This is a genomic window from Streptomyces sp. NPDC001056, assembly GCF_053598955.1.
Window position 1 is genome coordinate 388,425 of the sequence record NZ_JBSFLI010000001.1, and the last position, 19,386, is coordinate 407,810.

At 70.5% G+C, this 19,386-nt stretch carries 19 protein-coding genes; 9 read left to right on the forward strand and 10 right to left on the reverse strand.

Translation table 11 applies throughout. The features are described from left to right. Positions 1-161: 161 nt before the first annotated feature. Positions 162-581 (forward strand): GlcG/HbpS family heme-binding protein, encoded by a 420-nt coding sequence (locus ACWDD7_RS01780; protein ID WP_450455674.1) that lies wholly within the window; start codon positions 162-164, stop codon positions 579-581. Between the two features lie 80 nt (positions 582-661). Here the strand turns inward: ACWDD7_RS01780 and ACWDD7_RS01785 are convergent, their stop codons facing one another. The 6 genes from ACWDD7_RS01785 to ACWDD7_RS01810 all read right to left on the reverse strand — a co-directional run bounded on the left by ACWDD7_RS01785 (position 662) and on the right by ACWDD7_RS01810 (position 5,371). Beyond that, positions 662-1,528, reverse strand: coding sequence for a GNAT family N-acetyltransferase (locus tag ACWDD7_RS01785; RefSeq protein WP_450455676.1), 867 nt, complete (start codon positions 1,526-1,528; stop codon positions 662-664). An 85-nt stretch (positions 1,529-1,613) separates the two neighbouring features. Further along, positions 1,614-2,096 carry an NUDIX hydrolase gene (locus ACWDD7_RS01790; RefSeq protein WP_351867166.1) on the reverse strand — a complete coding sequence of 161 codons (483 nt, stop codon included), beginning with the start codon at positions 2,094-2,096 and terminating at the stop codon, positions 1,614-1,616. A gap of 82 nt (positions 2,097-2,178) precedes the next feature. Beyond that, positions 2,179-3,084 carry a LysR family transcriptional regulator gene (locus ACWDD7_RS01795; protein WP_450455678.1) on the reverse strand — a complete coding sequence of 302 codons (906 nt, stop codon included), beginning with the start codon at positions 3,082-3,084 and terminating at the stop codon, positions 2,179-2,181. A gap of 235 nt (positions 3,085-3,319) precedes the next feature. Further along, positions 3,320-4,468, reverse strand: coding sequence for a cystathionine gamma-lyase (locus ACWDD7_RS01800; RefSeq protein WP_392212264.1), 1,149 nt, complete (start codon positions 4,466-4,468; stop codon positions 3,320-3,322). After that, positions 4,465-4,986, reverse strand: coding sequence for a low molecular weight protein-tyrosine-phosphatase (locus ACWDD7_RS01805; protein WP_450455679.1), 522 nt, complete (start codon positions 4,984-4,986; stop codon positions 4,465-4,467). Before ACWDD7_RS01805 ends, ACWDD7_RS01800 begins: the two co-directional genes overlap by 4 nt. Positions 4,987-4,993: 7 nt before the next feature. Next, a complete protein-coding gene (locus ACWDD7_RS01810) occupies positions 4,994-5,371 on the reverse strand; it encodes a phage holin family protein (RefSeq protein WP_450455680.1) in 378 nt (125 codons plus the stop codon). A gap of 59 nt (positions 5,372-5,430) precedes the next feature. Here ACWDD7_RS01810 and ACWDD7_RS01815 point away from each other — a divergent pair, with 59 nt between their 5' ends. From ACWDD7_RS01815 to ACWDD7_RS01830, 4 genes are all read left to right on the forward strand, one after another. Then, positions 5,431-5,748 (forward strand): cupin domain-containing protein, encoded by a 318-nt coding sequence (locus tag ACWDD7_RS01815; protein WP_351867154.1) that lies wholly within the window; start codon positions 5,431-5,433, stop codon positions 5,746-5,748. A 152-nt stretch (positions 5,749-5,900) separates the two neighbouring features. Beyond that, on the forward strand, positions 5,901-6,113 hold the full coding sequence (locus ACWDD7_RS01820) for a DUF5326 family protein (protein WP_046418730.1): 213 nt from the start codon (positions 5,901-5,903) through the stop codon (positions 6,111-6,113). A 202-nt stretch (positions 6,114-6,315) separates the two neighbouring features. After that, entirely contained in the window at positions 6,316-7,176 is an 861-nt protein-coding gene (locus ACWDD7_RS01825; RefSeq protein WP_351867151.1) for an IclR family transcriptional regulator, read from the forward strand. 98 nt (positions 7,177-7,274) lie between these two features. Next, a complete protein-coding gene (locus ACWDD7_RS01830; protein ID WP_351867148.1) occupies positions 7,275-7,712 on the forward strand; it encodes an SsgA family sporulation/cell division regulator in 438 nt (145 codons plus the stop codon). Positions 7,713-7,864: 152 nt separating this feature from the next. Here the strand turns inward: ACWDD7_RS01830 and ACWDD7_RS01835 are convergent, their stop codons facing one another. Then, entirely contained in the window at positions 7,865-9,322 is a 1,458-nt protein-coding gene (locus tag ACWDD7_RS01835) for a YibE/F family protein (RefSeq protein ID WP_450455841.1), read from the reverse strand. A gap of 251 nt (positions 9,323-9,573) precedes the next feature. Between ACWDD7_RS01835 and thiC the strand changes: the two genes are divergently transcribed. Next, on the forward strand, positions 9,574-11,358 hold the full coding sequence (gene thiC / locus ACWDD7_RS01840; RefSeq protein ID WP_351867142.1) for a phosphomethylpyrimidine synthase ThiC: 1,785 nt from the start codon (positions 9,574-9,576) through the stop codon (positions 11,356-11,358). 277 nt (positions 11,359-11,635) lie between these two features. Here thiC and ACWDD7_RS01845 read toward each other — a convergent pair whose 3' ends face one another. The 3 genes from ACWDD7_RS01845 to ACWDD7_RS01855 all read right to left on the reverse strand — a co-directional run bounded on the left by ACWDD7_RS01845 (position 11,636) and on the right by ACWDD7_RS01855 (position 14,984). Further along, the gene (locus ACWDD7_RS01845; RefSeq protein ID WP_450455683.1) at positions 11,636-12,349 is read right to left on the reverse strand and encodes a hypothetical protein; all 714 of its coding nucleotides are present in this window, start codon (positions 12,347-12,349) and stop codon (positions 11,636-11,638) included. A gap of 181 nt (positions 12,350-12,530) precedes the next feature. Then, the gene (locus tag ACWDD7_RS01850; protein ID WP_351867135.1) at positions 12,531-13,610 is read right to left on the reverse strand and encodes a metallophosphoesterase; all 1,080 of its coding nucleotides are present in this window, start codon (positions 13,608-13,610) and stop codon (positions 12,531-12,533) included. A 261-nt stretch (positions 13,611-13,871) separates the two neighbouring features. Further along, positions 13,872-14,984, reverse strand: a complete 1,113-nt coding sequence (locus tag ACWDD7_RS01855) for a LacI family DNA-binding transcriptional regulator (RefSeq protein ID WP_351867132.1) — start codon at positions 14,982-14,984, stop codon at positions 13,872-13,874. 430 nt (positions 14,985-15,414) lie between these two features. On the opposite strand from ACWDD7_RS01855, the gene hisC reads away from it, so the two are divergent. From hisC to cydB, 3 genes are all read left to right on the forward strand, one after another. After that, on the forward strand, positions 15,415-16,494 hold the full coding sequence (gene hisC / locus ACWDD7_RS01860) for a histidinol-phosphate transaminase (protein ID WP_351867129.1): 1,080 nt from the start codon (positions 15,415-15,417) through the stop codon (positions 16,492-16,494). A 360-nt stretch (positions 16,495-16,854) separates the two neighbouring features. Beyond that, positions 16,855-18,363, forward strand: a complete 1,509-nt coding sequence (locus ACWDD7_RS01865; RefSeq protein ID WP_450455684.1) for a cytochrome ubiquinol oxidase subunit I — start codon at positions 16,855-16,857, stop codon at positions 18,361-18,363. Positions 18,364-18,378: 15 nt separating this feature from the next. Further along, the gene (gene cydB, locus ACWDD7_RS01870; RefSeq protein ID WP_450455685.1) at positions 18,379-19,383 is read left to right on the forward strand and encodes a cytochrome d ubiquinol oxidase subunit II; all 1,005 of its coding nucleotides are present in this window, start codon (positions 18,379-18,381) and stop codon (positions 19,381-19,383) included. Positions 19,384-19,386: the final 3 nt, after the last annotated feature.

Genomic DNA, 19,386 nt, shown 5'->3' on the forward strand with positions numbered 1-19,386 from the left:
GAACCGCGGCCCCCGCACCGAACCGCGGCCCCCGCACCGAACCGCGGCCCCCGCACCGAACCGCGGCCCCCGCACCGAACCGCGGCCCCCGCACCGAACCGCGGCCCCCGCACCGGACCGTGGTGCGGCCCCCCGCAGCAACACCCGAGGAGACACGTCCCATGACCACCACCGCCGTCGCCCCGCTCACCACCGAGGACGCCGAACTGCTCGTCGCCACGGCTCGCCGGGCGGCCGAGGACGCGGGAGTCACCATCAGCGTCACCGTCCTGGACGCGGGCGGCCATCCGCTCGCCTTCCGCCGGGACGACCGGGCGGTGCTGATCTCCGGTGAGACCAGCACCCGCAAGGCCTACACCGCGCTCCAGCTGAACGCCCCCACCGCCGACCTGGTCGACGCCGTCCAGCCGGGCGGCCTCTTCCATACGCTGCCCACGGCCCTCGACCGGCCGCTGCTGTTCATCGCGGGCGGTGTGCCGGTCCGCCGCGACGGCCGGCTGATCGGCGCGGTCGGCGTCGGCGGCGGCGCGCCGGAACAGGACCACGGCTTCGCCACCGCGGCCGTAGAGGCCCTCGCCTGATCACCCGGTCCGCGACGGACCCGGGCCCCGCCGCTCCGCGCGGCGGGGCCTGCCCGCGTCGTACGGCGTCGTACGGCGCCTCAGCCGGCGGCCACCGTCAGCGGGGCGAACCGCCGCGTCCAGTCGCCCGGAAGCTCGGCGATGCCGTACGTCATCACCGAGTTGCACGTGACCGACGCCAGGCCCCGCTCCTTCGCCCAGGCCAGCAGTTCCTCGTGGCGTACGTCGATGTCGGTGCGCAGCGGGCGGTCCGTGCCGGCCGCCAGCGAGGCGACGAGTGCCTGGGCGGTCTTTGTGTCCCGGGCGATCAGCGGGCCGACGACATGGGTGTGCATGTTGGGCCACGCGGCCGCGTACCCGATGATCCGGCCGCCCTCCTCGGCCACCCGCAGCTGGTCCGCGAAGGCGGGCAGGCGCGTGACGAGGGGCGTCCGGTCGGCACCGAACACCTCCTCGTCCAGTCGCAGGATCGAGGGAAGATCCTCCGCGGTGGCGGCACGGGTCTTGACCCCGGTCTCCGGACCGCCGGGGGTGAAGCGGCCCCTGAGCATCTCCGCCCGGCCCGTCACCTTGAAGCCCAGCTCCTCGTAGAGGGGGCGGCCGTTCTCCGTGGCGTACAGGGTCAGCGGGGTGCCGTCCATGGTGGACATCACATGGCGCATCAAGCGGCGCCCGACGCCCCGGCGGGCGTGTCGTTCGGCGACCAGGACCATGCCGATGGCCCCGAGTTCCGGCTTCCCCCAGGAGCCGTACTCGGTGATGACGCATGCGGCGACGAGACCGCCCCGGGGGTCGTCGATGCCGAAGCCCCGTCCGGCCGTGAGGAGGAAGCCCCACTTGTGTTCCTCGCGTGGCCACCCCCTGTCCTCGGACAGGTCGGCGCAGGCGGGTAGATCACGCAGCGTCAGACGGCGGATGGGCAGTGCGTCGAGGGAAGGAGTTGGCACGCACGTCAGGCTGTCCGAAGCAGGCCCCCGGCGTCCACCCGTTTCACGTGAAACATCGCCCCGTCCACCCGGCGGTCGGTGCTCCCTACCCCAGGTCGGGAGCGTGCATGGCCCGTACGCCCTCGATGTTGCCGTCCAGATAGTGGCGCAGCGACAGCGGGACGAGATGGACGGACGCGATGCCGACGCGGGTGAACGGGACGCGGACGATCTCGTACTCGCCGGCCGGCTCCTCCATCTCCGGGCCATGGCGCAGGGACGGGTCCATGGACTCCAGGCGGCAGACGAAGAAGTGCTGCACCTTCACGCCGGTCGCGCCGCCGTCCTCGCCGATGTGCTCCACGGTGTCCACGAAACACGGCACCACATCGGTGATCTTGGCGCCCAGCTCCTCGTACACCTCCCGGTGCAGGGCGTCCACGACGGTCGAGTCCCCGGGCTCGACCCCGCCGCCGGGGGTCACCCAGTAGGGATCCACGCCGGGCTTGGTGCGCTTGATCAGAATCAGGTCGTCACCGTCCAGCAGAACGGCACGGGCGGTGCGCTTGACCACGGGTCGGACGGTCATGGGAGAAATGTGGCCCGACTGGTTCCACGTGAAACATCGCAAAGCGGCACCGGGTCATCGCGGTGTGTGCTCTTCGAAGGTCTCAGCACCAGCCCGCGGCCGCCCGCAGCAGCCATTCATGGGCGCGGGCCACGGGCGGCAGAGCGAGCGTGCCCGTGCGCACGACCAGGAAGTAGGTGCGCAGTGGCGGCACCACCGGGTCGTGCAGGGCCACGACCGCCCCCCGGCCGAGGGCCGGCGCGCAGAGATAGCGGGGTAGCACGGCCAGACCCGCGCCCGCGGCCGCACAGGCGAGCACCGCCCGCAGATCGGGGACGACGACCGTGCCGGAGGCGGCCGGACGGGCGTCGAAGACAGAGGCCCAGTAGCGGGAGACGAAGGGCAGCGACTCATGGACGTCGACCACGGGCAGATCCTGGAGCGCGGGCGCCCCCTTCAGCCGGAGCGCGTCCGGGCCGAGGCGCTTCGCCCAGCGGGGTCCGGCGACCAGCACGTGCTCCTCGTCGCAGAGCGCGGTCGCGGTGAACGGGGCGCCGCGTGGCCGGGCGGTGCTGATGGCCAGATCGTGGCGACCGGCCGCCAGCCCCTCCAGAACCTCGTCCGGGGTCCCGAAGGAGACGCGCAGCGCGAGGCCCCGGCGGCCGTCCCCGGTCAGCTCGGCGAGGGCGGGCAGGGCCCGTTCGGCGGTGAACTCGGGGGGCCCGGCCAGGTGCAGCGTCGCGGGCGAGGACTCGTCGTCCGGGCGGCACTCGGCTATCTCCATCAGCGCGTCGAGGTGGGGCGCGGCCTTGTGTGCGAGTTCGTCGCCGATGGTGGTCGGGGTGACGCCGCGCGCCTGGCGCAGGAAGAGAGGCTTGCCCAGCTGGCGTTCCAGGGTGCGGATCTGCGAGGTGACGGCGGGCTGGGAGAGGCCGAGCAGGGCGGCGGCGCGGGTGAAGGAACCGGCCCGGTGCACGGTGACAAACGTGCGCAGCAAGGCCAGATCCATGGCGTGCCCTCCCTTGCCCTGACTCGTCCGGCCCCGGCAGGCGTCAACTATAAATATGTCGATAGGCGCCTGTCGTCAGCGTGATTGGACACTGACAGAGAGTCAACTAGCCTTGGTCGCAAGGTTCTTCGCAAGCGGAACCGAAGACGGTCCGAGCCACGAGGGGGGAGGCTCGGACCGTCGTTCGTCATGCGCCCGGCGGCATCCCTCCCAGTCAGGGGGCCGCCTCGGCCGGCTACTCCGCCGACTCGTCCAGGGCGCGCAGGATGTCGGCCACCAGGTCCTCGGGGTCCTCGGCGCCGACGGACATCCGGACGAAGCCCTCCGGGACCGCGTCGCCGCCCCAGCGGCCGCGGCGCTCGGCCGTGGAGCGCACCCCGCCGAAGCTCGTCGCGTCCTCCACCAGGCGCAGGGCGGCGAGAAAGCGTTCGGCGCGCGCACGCGTGGGCAGCGTGAACGACACGACACACCCGTAGCGGCGCATCTGCCGCGAGGCGGTCCTGTGCGCGGGATCGTCGGGCAGCCCCGGGTAGCGCAGAGCGGAGACCTCCGGCCGCTGCCGCAGCGCCTCGGCGACGGCGAGCGCGGTGGCGTTCTGCCGGTCGACGCGCAGCTGGAGCGTGGCGATGGAGCGGTGCGCGAGCCATGCCTCCATGGGCCCCGGGATCGCCCCGACGATCTTGCGCCAGCGGCGTACGGCGGCCATCGCCCCGGCGTCGCGGCCGGCCACGTAGCCGAGGAGGACGTCGCCGTGCCCGGTGAGCTGCTTGGTGCCGCTGGCCACGGCGAAGTCGGCGCCCAGGGCCAGCGGGCGCTGGCCGAGCGGGGTGGCGAGGGTGTTGTCGACGGCCACCAGGGTGCCCTGGGCTTGTGCCGCGACCGCCAGGCGCCGGATGTCGCACACATCGAGCCCCGGGTTCGACGGGGACTCGATCCACAGCAGCCGCGCCCCTTCCAGGACCTCCAGCTGGGCGTCCCCGCCGGTGGGGGCGGTGCGCACCTCGACGCCGTACGCCTCCAGCTGGGTGCGGACCAGCGCCAGCGCCTGGTAGCCGTCGGACGGCAGCACCACCGCGTCCCCGGCGCGCAGCTGGGAGAACAGCACGGCGGAGATCGCGGCCATGCCGGAGGCGAACACCAGCGTCTCGACGTCCGCCCGCCCGGGAGCCTCCAGCTCGCCGATGGCGTTCTCCAGCAGCGTCCAGGTCGGGTTGTCGTCACGGCCGTAGGAGTACGGCCCCGTCACCTCGCCCGGCAGATGGAAGTGCGCGGCGAAGACAGGGCCGGGCAGCGTCGGCTCGTGCTTGACCGGCTCGGGCAGTCCGGCCCGTACCGCGCGTGTGCCGTCGCCGACGGGCCCCTCGTCAACGGTCCCGTCGCTCATGCGGCTCGTCCTTCCAGGTGCTCGCGTACGACGGCGAGCAGTGCGGCGCTCGCCTCCTCCACCATCTCAAGGCATTCCTCGAAGCCCTCCGGACCGCCGTAGTACGGGTCCGGTACGTCGAGGTCGTCGCCCAGGAACTCGTCCGGTGTGAGGGCGCCGGGCGAGCGGCGGGTGTACGCGCGCAGCAGGCGGACCTTGCGCGCGTCCTCCTCGGTGGGCGCCAGGCGGCGCAGGGCCCTCAGGTGACCGGCGTCGAGGGCGATCACGAGGTCGCGGCGGGCGAACCAGGACGGCTGGAACTGGCGTGCGACGTGGTCGCAGTCGTAGCCGTGGTCATCCAGGACGGCGGCGGTGCGCGGGTCGGCGGCCTCGCCCTCGTGCCAGCCGCCGGTGCCCGCGCTGTCGATCTCCACCCGGTCCTCCAGCCCGGCCTCCGCCACCCGCGCGCGGAAGACGTACTCGGCCATCGGGGAACGGCAGATGTTGCCGGTGCACACGAAGCAGACGCGGTAGGTCACGGGGTACTCAGTCCTCGTCCGGCAGGATCATGTGCAGGGCCCAGGAGACGACCGAGATGATCAGACCGCCGAGAACGGCCGTCCAGAAGCCCTCCACATGGAAGCTCAACTGGAGCTTGCCGCACACCCACGACGTCAGCAGCAGCATCAGCGCGTTGACGACCAGGGTGATCAGGCCCAGGGTCAGGATGAACAGCGGGAAGGTGAGTACCTTCAGGACGGGCTTGACCAGCCAGTTCACCAGGCCGAAGATCAGCGCGACGACGATCAGCGTGCCGGCCTTCTTGGCGGTGTTGCCGCCGGTCAGGGTGATCTTGTCCAGGAGCCAGACGGCCACCGCAAGGGCGCCCGCGTTCGCGATCGTCTTGACTACGAAATTCTTCATGTGTCTGATCGTGGCAGAACCGATCGGATGCGAGCAGTGAGGCGAGGTCGACAACCGAGATGAAGGCATTCCGGCTGGACGAACTGGAGGCGGAACGCGCCGCCAACGAGGGTGCCTACCTCCAGTTCCTGCGCGAACGGAACATGTCGGTCGGCCTCTACGCCCTCGACGCGGGCGCGGCCGACCCCCAGAAGCCGCACGGCCAGGACGAGGTGTACTTCGTGGTCAGCGGCCGGGCGTCGATCACCGTCGGCCTGGAGACGACCGAGGTGGCGCGGGGCAGCGTGGTGTACGTGCCCGCCGGCGTCGCGCACAGGTTCCACCACATCAGCGAGGATCTGCGGGTCCTCGTCGTGTTCTCTCCCCCCGAGGCGTGAGGGTCTGTCTCCGGGTTCCCTAGGGGACGGTTCAGGGGAGGACAAGGGCTGCGAGGCTCCCGCGAGGCCCTCCCGCGGCCCTAGCATCGAGTGCGGAACATCGAGACCGTACGAGACATACGCGTACGCACGAGACGAGAAGGACGAGGGCCATGCGAGGGATCTTCGCGGGACTGCCGTGGTGGGTGAAGTGGGTCGCGGTGCCGGTCATCGCCCTGGTCGTGTTCGGCGGCCTGATAGCGAGCGTCGTCGGATTCGTGATCGGCCTGCTGTTCAAGGCGCTGGTGTTCGTGGCCCTGGTCGGCGGTCTGATCTACATCGTGCGCAAGTTCATGTCCAACTCCTCCTCGCACGGCGACTGGTGACGCACAAGGGAGCCGGTGACCGGTAAGGGGGTGCCGGTTCCCTCGGGGGAGGGAAGTTTCCCCGTGAGCCCGGCCGCACGCGGCGGCGGGCGGTTAGAGTCCGGAACTCCCCGCGGGGTGCGGCCTCGCGGGTGGCGCAGACACCCCATCCGTGCTCCCCGCCCACGCACGGGCTGCCCCCTCGCGCTTCCGGAGTAAACCCTTGGCCACGGTCGACACCGCACCGGCGGAAACCCCCGCACTCCCCGCCCAGCCCCGCCCCCGCACCCCGCCCCCCCGGCGGCCCTCCGGGATGGCCGTCCCGCGGCAGCCGGCCGCCACGACCCTCATCGGCTCCGTGCAGCGCGCCATGCGGCTGCTGGAGACGGTCGCGGCCCATCCGTACGGCGCCCCCGCCAAGCAACTCGCGCGCGCGACCGGCCTGGCCCTGCCCACCACCTACCACCTGCTGCGCACCCTGGTGCACGAGGGCTATCTGCGCCGGGACAAGGGGCTCTTCTTCCTCGGCGACGCGGCCGAGCGGCTGAGCAGCAGCGGGGCCCGGGAGAAACGTCGCGGCAGGGTCGCGGACACGCTCGCGCACTGGCGCGATTCCATCGGCGCCCCGATGTACTACGCGATGTACCGGAACGGGGAGGTCGAGGTCCTGTGCGTCGCCGACTCCCGTGAGGCCCCCGCGGCCGAGGAATGGGCCGACTTCCGCGAGACCGGGCACGCGCACGCCATCGGGCAGTGCCTGCTCTCCCAGCTGGACGAGGGCGCCCGGCGGGAGTATCTCGCGCGCTATCCGGTGCAGGCCCTCACGCCGTACACCGTGCGGGACAGCGACGCCCTGCTGCGGCGGCTGACCCGGGTGCGGCGCATGGAACCGGTGACGGAGCGCCAGGAGTACGCGCTCGGCACGGTCTGCGCGGCGGTCCCCATCACGGTCGGCACGACCGCGGCCACCGTGGCCCTCTCGCTCCCCGCCCACCAGGCCGACCGGCTGCTGCCCGCCGCCCAGCGGCTGCAGGCCGAGGTCGGACGGCACCTGGGATCCCTCGCCCTCTCTATCAGCATCTGAAAACTTACTCCTTGTGATCCACTGAGTACTTTCAGCAAGATTTACCACGGTCAGAGGGATCAAACCCGGCCAGTCGATGTCATATGACGGGGTAGGCGATGCGCGAGTCCGTACAGGCAGAGGTCATGATGAGCTTTCTCGTCTCGGAGGAGCTCTCCTTCCGTATTCCGGTGGAGTTGCGCTACGAGACCGGCGATCCCTACGCCGTGCGGCTCACCTTCCATCTGCCCGGCGATGCCCCGGTCACCTGGGTCTTCGGCCGGGAACTGCTGATCGACGGCGTCGGACGGCCGTGCGGGGAGGGCGATGTGCGGATCTCCCCCGTCGAGGCCGAGGTGCTGGGCGAGGTCCTGATCAGGCTTCAGGTCGGCAGCGACCAGGCCCTGTTCCGCTCGTCGGCGTCGCCGCTGGTGGCCTTCCTCGACCGTACGGACAAGCTGGTGCCGCTCGGCCAGGAGGGAGCGCTCGCCGACTTCGACGCGCATCTGGACGAGGCGCTGGACCGCATCCTGGCCGAGGAGCAGAGCGCGGGCTGAGACGCCGCGGGACGGAGCGAGGACGTCCCACCGGGTGGCACGGGGTCTTGCAGTAACGCTTCTTCATGGGCCTCCGCGCGGGCTCCCACACGGTGCGGCGGCCGTTCCCGCACCGCCGCACCGCCGCACCGCCGCCGGGCAGCCGACCCGCCTCACCGCTTCCGGCGCCGCCCCCGGCCCCCACGCGTCGGCAGGGAATGGCCGCCGGTGGAGGTCTCCGCCTCCGGGGCGCCGCGGTCGGCCGCGACCACCAGGGCGGCGAGCGCGGTGGTGACCGGGACCGAGGCGACCAGCCCGATGGAGCCCACCAGGGTGCGCACGATCTCCTCGGCCACCAGCTCGCTGTCGGCCACCGCCCCCACGCTGCTCTGCGCGATGGAGAACAGCAGCAGCAACGGCAGCGCGGCACCGGCGTAGGCGAGCACGAGGGTGTTGACGACGGACGCGATGTGGTCGCGGCCGATGCGGATGGCCGCCCGGTACAGCCCGCGCGGGCCCATCGCCGGGTTGGCCTCGTGCAGCTCCCACACGGCCGAGGTCTGGGTGACCGTCACATCGTCCAGGACGCCGAGGGAGCCGATGATGACGCCGGCCAGCAGCAGACCGCTCATGTCGATCTTCGGGTACAGGCCGTGGATGAGACCGGTGCTGTCGTCGGTGTTGCCGGTCAGGGCGGCCCAGCCGATGAACACGGAGCCGAGCAGGCCGATCAGGGTCAGCGAGATCAGCGTGCCGAGCACCGCCACCGACGTGCGGGCCGACAGGCCGTGGCACATGTACAGGGCGATCAGCATGATGGCGCTCGACCCGATGACCGCGACGAGCAGCGGATTGGAGCCCTGGAGAATCGCGGGCAGGATGAACTGGTTCAGGACCAGGAAGCTCACCGCCAGCGCCACGAGGGCCATGACCCCGCGGATCCGGCCCACCACCACGACGGCGAGCGCGAAGATGCCCGCGAGCAGCGTCATGGGGAACTCGCGGTTCACATCGGTGACCGAGTACTGCAGGTCCTTCGGGGCGGTGGGTTCGTAGGCGGCGACGACCTGCTCGCCCTGGTGCAGCTGCCGGGGCTGGTCGGGCTGCACGATCTCGGTGAACGTACGGCCCTTGTCCTTGCCGGTGTCGACGCGGACGGTCGCCTTCTTGCAGGTGCCGCCGGGCTTCTGTCCCGTAGAGGCGTCCCCTGCGCCGTCGCCGGCCGGCGCCCCGCCGGAGGCGTTCACCGAGGCACAGCTCACCTCGACCACCCGGGTGACGGTGGCCTGTTGGGTCTGCCGGTCGAAGCCGACACCACTGTGCTTGTGCGAGGGGGCGCCACCGGGCCAGAGCACCACGAGGCCGACCAGGACCGCCGCGGTGAACGGGACGAGGATGGCCGCGATCACCTTGCGCAGATGCCGGGAGACGGGCGCGGCGGGCCCATGGCTGTGGCTGTGCCCGTGCCCGTGTCCGGTGTCGTGGCCGTGGGCCTGCGCCTGCGCCTGCGCCTGTGCCTGCGCTGAGGATTGCCCCTGGGCGTGGCCATGGCGGTGACGGTGGCCCTGGCTCGGCTGCACCGAGTCGTCGGGCCGGCGCGGGCCGGGTGGCTGGTACGGGTGCTGGTCCATCCGGGTCATCGCCAGATCATCGCAAGAACCGAGGAGGGCCCACTGTTCATCGCGTCCCTGAGGACGCTAGCGTGGAGACACCTTTGCACACGCGGGAGCTCGGAGCACCGGGCTGAGAGGGCGCTGACCTCCGTAGACGCGATGTTTCACGTGGAACATGTGATGTTCCCCGAGAGACGTCGAACAACGGGAATCGCTGCGTCGACCGCCGAACCTGTTACCGGGTAATGCCGGCGTAGGGAGTAGGTCTCATGACCAACAAGGACGCACGCACGCCTGCCTCCGTCCAGGACGACATGTCCTCGGAGGCCGGGAAGTCCATCGGCTGGCACAAGGCGTATGTCGAGGGTTCGCGCCCCGACCTGCGCGTGCCGGTCCGTCAGGTGCACCTCACCAACGGGCAGTCGGTCACGCTGTACGACACGTCGGGCCCGTACACCGATCCGCTCGCCGACACCGATGTGCGCCGGGGCCTGGCGCCGCTGAGGGAGAACTGGATCATCGCCCGCGGCGACACCGAGGAGTACGCGGGCCGTCCCGTCCGTCCCGAGGACGACGGGATCAAGCACACCTCGCCGCGTGGCGGGCTGCGCAACCTGGACGCGGTCTTCCCGGGGCGTCCGCGGCAGCCGCGGCGGGGCCGCGGCGGGCAGGCGGTGACGCAGCTCGCGTACGCGCGCCGGGGTGAGATCACTCCGGAGATGGAGTTCGTGGCCCTCAGGGAGAACGTCTCCCCCGAGGTGGTGCGCGAGGAGATCGCTGCGGGCCGGGCGGTGCTGCCGGCCAACGTCAACCACCCGGAGATCGAGCCGATGATCATCGGCAAGCGGTTCCTGGTGAAAGTGAACGCCAACATCGGCAACTCCGCGGTGACGTCGTCCATCGAGGAGGAGGTCGAGAAGATGACCTGGGCGACCCGCTGGGGCGCCGACACGGTCATGGACCTCTCCACCGGCCGCAACATCCACACCACCCGCGAGTGGGTGCTGCGCAACTCCCCCGTGCCGATCGGCACGGTGCCGCTGTACCAGGCGTTGGAGAAGGTCGACGGCAAGGCCGAGGAACTGACCTGGGAGATCTACAAGGACACGGTCATCGAGCAGGCCGAGCAGGGCGTGGACTACATGACCGTCCACGCGGGCGTGCGGCTGCCGTTCGTGCCGCTCACGGCCAACCGCAAGACCGGCATCGTCTCGCGCGGCGGCTCCATCATGGCCGCGTGGTGCCTGGCGCACCACAAGGACTCGTTCCTGTACGAGAACTTCGAGGAACTGTGCGAGATCCTCGCCGCCTACGACGTCACGTACTCGCTGGGCGACGGGCTGCGCCCCGGCTCCATCGCGGACGCCAACGACGAGGCGCAGTTCGCGGAGCTGCGGACGCTCGGGGAACTGGGCAGGATCGCCCGGCGGCTGAACGTGCAGACGATGATCGAGGGCCCCGGGCACGTCCCGATGCACAAGATCAAGGAGAACATCGACCTCCAGCAGGAGATCTGCGACGAGGCCCCGTTCTACACACTCGGCCCGCTGACCACGGACATCGCGCCGGCGTACGACCACATCACCTCCGGCATCGGCGCCGCGATGATCGCCTGGTGGGGCACGGCGATGCTCTGCTACGTCACGCCCAAGGAGCACCTGGGCCTGCCCAACCGGGACGACGTCAAGACCGGCGTCATCACCTACAAGATCGCCGCCCACGCGGCCGACCTCGCCAAGGGACACCCGGGCGCGCAGGACTGGGACGACGCCCTCTCGGACGCGCGCTTCGAGTTCCGCTGGGAGGACCAGTTCAACCTGGCCCTCGACCCGGACACGGCCCGCGACTTCCACGACGAGACCCTCCCGGCCGAACCCGCCAAGACGGCCCACTTCTGTTCCATGTGCGGCCCGAAGTTCTGCAGCATGAAGATCTCCCAGGACATCCGCCGCGAACACGGCGGCAACCGGGCCGAGATCGAGGAGGGCATGGCCCAGAAGTCGAAGGAGTTCGCCGAGGCGGGGAACCGGGTGTACCTGCCGATCGCGGACTGACCGACGCGCGGACGAGCGCCGTTTTGGACCGGAACCCCGGGGCGGCGCTCGGGACGGGTGCGGACGCCTCGACGGCGGTGCGCTCTTCGACTTCCTTCGTTTTCTCGGCATGGAGTGGCGCACCGGCCGCGGTACCGACCCGTCTGTCTGGCCTTGCTCACCACCGAGCCGTCGTGGCGAGGGAGACCGGCAGGGCACGCCGAACTCGCCGTGCCGGCGAGCCGGTTGGCTGCGGCTCGCGGGACGGCGGGGGCGGGACGTGCTCGGGACGGATCGGTCAGTCCGGCTGGTGTCCTGGGCCGTGGTCGGGGCCGGCGTGTTCCGAGCCGGTGTAGTGGGGGCGGTCGGTGAGGGACTCCTGGAGGAAGGGGAGGATGCCGCGTTCCAGCAGGGCGTCCTCCCAGTCCGCTCTCGCTCTGGCTACTTCCTCGGCTGCGGCGTCGTGGGCCCGGGATTCGGGGGAGGCGCCGTTGCGCAGGGCGGTGAGGAGCAGGCCGGCGGCGGCGACGAGGAGCGCGGCCACGGTCAGGGCCCCGAACACCCAGCCGGCGGTGAGCATGGTGCCGGCGAAGGACTGTCCGGGGTCCAGGGTTCTCAGGATGTAGCCGATGAGCAGGAATATCGCCGCCGCGGTCGCGGACAGGAGCGGCGCCAGGACGGCGACGACCGCGACCGCGCCCGCGCCGTGCGGGGCGGCGAGGTCCGCCGCGACCGCGTTCGGCTCGGCGGGGCCGGTCGCCCCCGAGGCCTGCTCCGGGTGGCGCAGTTCGTCGCGGACCCGCACATAGCGCTGGTACTCGGCGGCCGCGGCCGCCGCGATGAGTGCGGAGGCGTCGATGGCCATGGCGCGCAGTTGCGCGCGGCTGAGCCGCTGTCCCACGGCGGCCAGTTCCGGTCGGTGTGGTGCGGAGCGCAGTACCTCGTCGAGGAGCCGTTCGAACTCCCGGCGGTCCTCGCTCCGCAGGTGCTGCGGAAGGCTGTTCATGTGCATCCCCCGATGCTCCGTAGGGCTTGGGGCTCGCACACCGGCGAGCCGTCGGGCAGAAACGGAGGGGAGCCTGCTACGGATAAGCAGATGGTAGAGCCGTGACGGCGCGTGGTGACAGGGGATTGCCGGAAATTGCGTCCCGGCCTGCGCGTACTCCCGTGGGCCGAGGCCCGGACGAGGAACGTCAGCCTTCCAGGGGGAGCTGCCTCACCAGCAGCTTCCCGGCCATGGTCACCCCGCCGTCCATGGCGATGGCGAGCCCGTCGGCGTAGACATGCGGACCCTCGACCACCGGACCGGTGCTCTCCTCGCCCTCCTCGGAACCGACCTCGCCGAGGAGGTAGGGGATGGGGCTGTGGCCGTGCACGATCCGCGTGCCGCCGTAGGTGTCCAGCAGGGAGCGCACGGCGTCGGCGCCGCCCTCGTCGCGGAAGGAGAAGCGCTTGGTGAACTTGCGGAACAGGTCCCAGCACTCGTCCGCGTCGTTGCGGGTGAGTCTCTCGCGGACCGTGTCGTTGACGGCCTCGATCGAGTCGCCGTAGTCGAGGTAGGCCGTGGTGTCGGAGTGCACCAGCAGATAGCCGTCGACCTCCTCAAGCGCGTCGAGGCGGGCCATCCACTGCAGATGGTGGTCCTGGAGGCGGTCCATGTCGGTCTTCTGGCCGCCGTTGAGCAGCCAGGCCGCCTGGAACGTGGCGGTGCCCGCACCGGAGTTGACCGGCGTGTCGCCGAACCGCTTGGCGCCGAGCAGCAGCAGCTCGTGGTTGCCCATGAGCGCCTTGCAGTAGCCGCCGGCCGCGGCCGCCTCGGCGGACAGCCGCATCACCAGGTCGATGACGCCGATGCCGTCCGGACCGCGGTCGGTGAAATCGCCGAGGAACCACAGCCGGGTGGTGCCCGCGCACCATCGGCCCGCCTCGTCGATCAGCCCCTGCTCCCGCAGGGCGGCCATCAGCTCGTCGAGGTAGCCGTGCACGTCTCCGACGACGTAGAGCGGCCCGGGGCCGGCCGCGGGCTGCGGAGCCGGGGCGGCGGGGGCCGGTTCGACGGGGACCTGGAGGGTGTCGCCGCGGTTGATGACGGGCAGATCGCGCTCGGTGGGGGTGTACCCCTCGGGGTACGACTCCTCGGCGGGCGGCGCGGCCTCGTCCTGCTGGGCGTGGGGGACGTACGGACCGGACTCGTGGACGTACGCGGGCACCCGGAAGTCACGCAGCGTCGCCGTCCGCTCCACCTCGGGTCCCTGACCGGCCCCCTGAGTCATCAGACCCCTCCACCATCGCGCCGCATCTGCACCGCTTCGGACTGCCTGGTCGCAGCGGTCCGCGGTGTCGTGGGCCCATCATAGGAATGCGCGTCGCGCCATGTGATGACCCAGGGGTGGTGAATCGGAACAAGACTCCGCTTCACCGGGGCTTTCGCCCCGTTTGGGCAGGTGTTCGCCTGTGGTCCGGGGACCACAGGCCCTGTACGGCCCGCCCGGCGCCTCGGCCGAACGGTGCCCTCCGCCCGTGCGCGGCCCCTCCTACGTGTCGTCCGGGGACCGGGGCGGGCTGACCGTGGTGCGCGGGGGCCGCCGCTGGGAGGAGGTGCGCACGATCAGCTCGGTCGGTATGACCTGCTCCACCGGTTGCTCCGACTCCACGCCCTCGATGGCGTCGATGAGCAGCTGCACGACGGCGGTGCCGATGCGGCGCGGCTTGAGGGAGAGCGTGGTGACGGGCGGCTCGGTGCTGGCGTACACGGTGGATTCGCTGCAGCACACCAGCAGCAGATCCTCCGGGACGCGCAGCCCGTAGCGGCGGGCGGCGGCGAGCAGGTCGGTGCCGTTGGGGTCGAACAGTCCGTAGACGGCGTCGGGCCGGTCGGGGCGGGCGAGCAGCCGGTCGGCGGCGACGGCGCCCGCGCACGGGTCGTGCGCCGGGTAGGCCTCGTAGACCGGGTCCTGGCCGACCCGGTCGCACCAGTGCAGGTAGGCCGTGGTCGACAGATGGGTGTAGGTGTCGGTCGAGGTGCCCGTGAGCAGGCCGATCCGGCGGGCGCCGGCCGCGGCGAGGTGGTCGAGGATGCCGAGGACGGCGGCCTCGTGGTCGTTGTCCACCCAGGCGGTGACCGGGAGCTCGCCGGCCGGGCGGCCGTCGGAGACGACGGGCAGGCCCTGGCGGACCAGTTCGCTGACCACCGGGTCCTGGTCCGAGGGGTCGATGACGACGGTGCCGTCGAGGGCGACGTTGGACCACACGTCGTGGCGGGAGGTCGCGGGCAGGATGACCAGGGCATAGCCCCGCGCCAGCGCGGCCGAGGTGGCGGCCCGCGCCATCTCGGCGAAGTACGCGAACTCCGTGAAGGTGAAAGGTTCATCCCCGTACGTGGTCACGGTCAGGCCGATCAGCCCCGACTTGCCGGTACGGAGGGTGCGGGCGGCGGCCGAGGGGCGGTACCCCAGCCGGTCGGCGACCTCGCGGACGTGGCGTCGGGTGGCGTCCGGGAGCCGGCCCTTGCCGTTGAGGGCGTCGGAGACGGTCGTGATGGAGACCCCGGCGGCGGCGGCAACGTCCCTGATGCCCGCCCGGCCCGGCCGACTGCCTCGACGTGAGGTTTCCGCGCGGCTCACCTGGTGCTTCCCTGCTGCTGTCATGGCGAGCCGATAGTAGGGCTCATGCGGTGGGGTAGTGCGGACGCATATGCACTCGTTGACAGGCACGTTTCTGCATGGCGCAAAAGCGCTAACTGCCTGTGAATCAAAGGTAGTTGAGCGGTTTCTTGGCAGGACATAGCGTAACGGCGCGCATGAGCCTGCCAACGGTCGGATGTCTCGAAGAGGTCTCAACTCACCTGCACGGGTGATGCGCGCTACGGCGCGAGCCACCGGCGCATAGATATATGTACGGTGCGCCCCCCGAAAGATCCGCCTTCATGCGTCGATGTCCCGTGATGCCCGGGTTGCCGTCGCGGTCCCACGAGGTTTGCCCGCGGCCGGTACTCAGCGCAGCCGAATCCTCATATGGTGAGCAGTATTGGAAGCCGGCGGCGTCGACGGTCCGCCGGTGGTCGCGAGGAGGACTGTGGTGAGCGAGACGAGCCCGAAGCTGCGCGCCGAGCTGGAGGGTATCCCCACCTACAAGCCGGGCAAGCCGGCCGCGTCCGACGGACCGGCCGCCTACAAGCTGTCCTCGAACGAGAACCCGTACCCGCCGCTGCCCGGTGTGCTGGAGAGTGTGACGGCGGCCGCCGCCTCCTTCAACCGCTACCCCGACATGGCGTGCGCCGCCCTGACGGAGGAGCTGGCGGAGCGCTTCGGGGTGCCCGCCGCCCATGTGGCCACCGGCACGGGTTCGGTGGGCGTCGCCCAGCAGCTGGTCCAGGCGACCAGCGGTCCCGGCGACGAGGTGATCTACGCCTGGCGGTCCTTCGAGGCGTACCCGATCATCACGCAGGTCAACGGGGCCAGGTCGGTGCAGGTGCCGCTCACGGAAGGCGATGTGCACGACCTGGACGCGATGGCGGACGCGATCACCGACCGGACGCGGCTGATCTTCGTCTGCAACCCGAACAACCCGACCGGCACGGTGGTGCGGCGGGCCGAGCTGGAGCGCTTCCTCGACCGGGTGCCCAAGGACGTCCTGGTGGTGCTGGACGAGGCCTACCGGGAGTTCAACCGCGACCCCGAGGTACCCGACGGCGTGGAGCTGTACCGGGAGCGGCCCAATGTCTGCGTCCTGCGGACGTTCTCCAAGGCGTACGGCCTCGCCGGGCTGCGCGTCGGCTTCGCGATCGCCCATGAGCCGGTGGCCGCCGCGCTGCGCAAGACGGCGGTGCCGTTCGGCGTGAGCCAGCTGGCGCAGGAGGCGGCGATCGCCTCGCTGCGGGCCGAGGACGAGCTGCTGGGCCGGGTCGGCTCGCTGGTGTGCGAGCGCACCCGCGTGGTCGACGCGCTGCGCGCGCAGGGCTGGACGGTGCCGGAGACGCAGGCCAACTTCGTGTGGATGCGGCTCGGGGAGCGTACGACGGCGTTCGCGCAGGCATGTGAGGAGCACGGTGTGGTGGTCCGGCCGTTCGCGGGCGAGGGTGCCCGGGTCACGATCGGCGAGGCCGAGGCGAACGACATCTTCCTGAAGGTGACGGAGGCCTTCCGCAGCCGGCCGTAAGCCGGCTCACGGCTGTAATCCGGCTCACGCCGGAGAAGACCACGGGCGCCCGGCTCTGCCGGGCGCCCGTTTCACGTGAAACGGGGTGGTGGGGTCAACTGCCGTGCAGGCGACGGGAGTTACCCACGAACGGGCAGATCCATGCCCGCCCTGCGGCCCCTTCGTCGCGACCTTCGGGGGACTTCGGGAATCTTGACTCCGAGGCAAGAGAGCGACCCCGAACTTCCTGGCTGAAAACCGGTGCGCCATAATGGCTTGTGAATGTGAACGCGTTCACAAGCGCGTCCCGTTTGCCCCGTATGTAGGTGACAGGCGGGGCGAATCGCCGCAGTACCACGGCGTAGTAAGGAGAGTGACGACGTGGACCTGGCTCTGGCGCCGGAGACACTGGCGCGCTGGCAGTTCGGCATCACGACCGTCTACCACTTTCTGTTCGTTCCGCTGACGATCTCCCTGGCCGCCCTCACGGCCGGGTTGCAGACGGCCTGGGTGCGGACGGAGAAGGAGAAGTACCTCCGCGCGACGAAGTTCTGGGGCAAGCTCTTCCTGATCAACATCGCGATGGGTGTGGTCACCGGCATCGTGCAGGAGTTCCAGTTCGGCATGAACTGGTCCGACTACTCGCGCTTCGTCGGCGACATCTTCGGCGCCCCGCTCGCCTTCGAGGCGCTGATCGCGTTCTTCTTCGAGTCCACGTTCATCGGGCTGTGGATCTTCGGCTGGGACAAGCTGCCGAAGAAGATCCACCTGGCCTGCATCTGGATGGTCTCGATCGGCACGATCCTGTCGGCCTACTTCATCCTCGCGGCCAACTCCTGGATGCAGCACCCGGTCGGCTACCGGATCGACAAGGTCAAGGGGCGTGCCGAGCTCACCGACTTCCTGGCGGTGCTCACCCAGAACACCGCGCTGAGCCAGGTCTTCCACACGCTGTCCGCCGCGTTCCTGACCGGTGGCGCCTTCATGGTCGGCATCTCCGCCTACCACCTGGCCCGCAAGAAGCACATCCGCGAGATGAAGACCTCGCTGCGGCTGGGCCTGATCACCGTGATCATCGCCGGCATGCTCACCGCGGTCAGCGGCGACACCCTCGGCAAGGTCATGTTCAAGCAGCAGCCGATGAAGATGGCCGCCGCCGAGGCGCTGTGGGACGGCCAGAAGCCGGCTCCGTTCTCGATCTTCGCCTACGGCGACGTGGAGAAGGGCCACAACACGGTCGCGATCGAGATACCCGGCCTGCTCTCCTTCCTCGCCAACGACAACTTCACGTCGGAGGTCCCCGGGATCAACGACGTCGACAAGGCCGAGCAGCAGCAGTTCGGGCCCGGCGACTACCGGCCCAACATCCCCGTCGCCTTCTGGGGCTTCCGCTGGATGATCGGCTTCGGCATGGCCTCCTTCGCCCTCGGCCTGGCCGGACTCTGGCTGACCCGCAAGAAGTTCATGCTGCCCGAGCAGCTGCGGGTCGGCGAGGACGAGGTGCCGCATCTGGTGCTGTTCCGGAAGAAGGCGCTCGGCCCCAAGCCGGCCACCTGGTTCTGGCGCATCGCGACCTGGACCATGGCCTTCCCGCTGATCGCCAACTCCTGGGGCTGGATCTTCACCGAGATGGGCCGTCAGCCGTGGGTCGTCTACGGCGTCCTGCGGACCCGGGACGCGGTCTCCCCCGGTGTCTCCCAGGGCGAGGTCCTCACCTCGATGATCGTCTTCACCTCGCTGTACGCGATCCTCGCGGTGATCGAGGTCAAGCTGCTCGCGAAGTACGTCAAGGCCGGCCCGCCCGAGCTGACCGAGGACGACCTCAACCCGCCCACGAAGATCGGCGGCGACACCCGTGACGCCGACAAGCCGATGGCCTTCTCGTACTAGGCCGAGGGAACAGTCATGGAACTTCACGACGTCTGGTTCGTCCTGATCGCCGTCCTGTGGACCGGCTACTTCTTCCTGGAGGGCTTCGACTTCGGGGTCGGCATCCTCACCAGGCTGCTGGCCCGGGACCGGTCCGAGCGCCGGGTGCTCATCAACACCATCGGACCCGTCTGGGACGGCAACGAGGTGTGGCTGCTCACGGCGGGCGGCGCGACCTTCGCCGCCTTCCCCGAGTGGTACGCCACCCTCTTCTCCGGCTTCTACCTGCCCCTGCTGGTCATCCTGGTCTGCCTGATCGTCCGCGGTGTCGCCTTCGAGTACCGGGCGAAGCGACCCGAGGAGAACTGGCAGCGCAACTGGGAGACGGCGATCTTCTGGACCTCCCTGATCCCGGCGTTCCTGTGGGGCGTGGCCTTCGGGAACATCGTGCGGGGCGTCAAGATCGACCGGCATTTCGAGTACGTCGGCAGCTTCTGGGACCTGCTCAACCCCTATGCCCTGCTCGGCGGGCTGGTGACGCTCACGCTGTTCACCTTCCACGGCGCGGTGTTCACGGCGCTCAAGACCGTCGGCGACATCCGGGGGCGGGCGCGGCAGCTTGCCCTGTGGGCCGGTCTCCTCGCGGCCGTGCTGGCGGTGGCCTTCCTGCTGTGGACGCAGGCCGACAGCGGTGACGGCAAGAGCCTGGTCGCCCTGATCGTGGCGGCCGTCGCCCTGATGGGTGCGCTGGCCGCGAACCAGCTCGGGCGCGAGGGCTGGGCGTTCACCCTGTCCGGCCTCACCATCGTGGCGGCCGTGGCGATGCTCTTCCTGTCGCTCTTCCCGAACGTCATGCCCTCCACCCTCGACGGGGACTGGAGCCTGACGGTCAGCAACGCCTCGTCCAGCCCGTACACCCTGAAGATCATGACCTGGCTCGCGGTGATCGCGACCCCGCTGGTGCTGCTCTACCAGGGCTGGACCTACTGGGTGTTCCGCAAGCGGATCGGCACACAGCACATCGCCGAACCCGCACATTGAGTC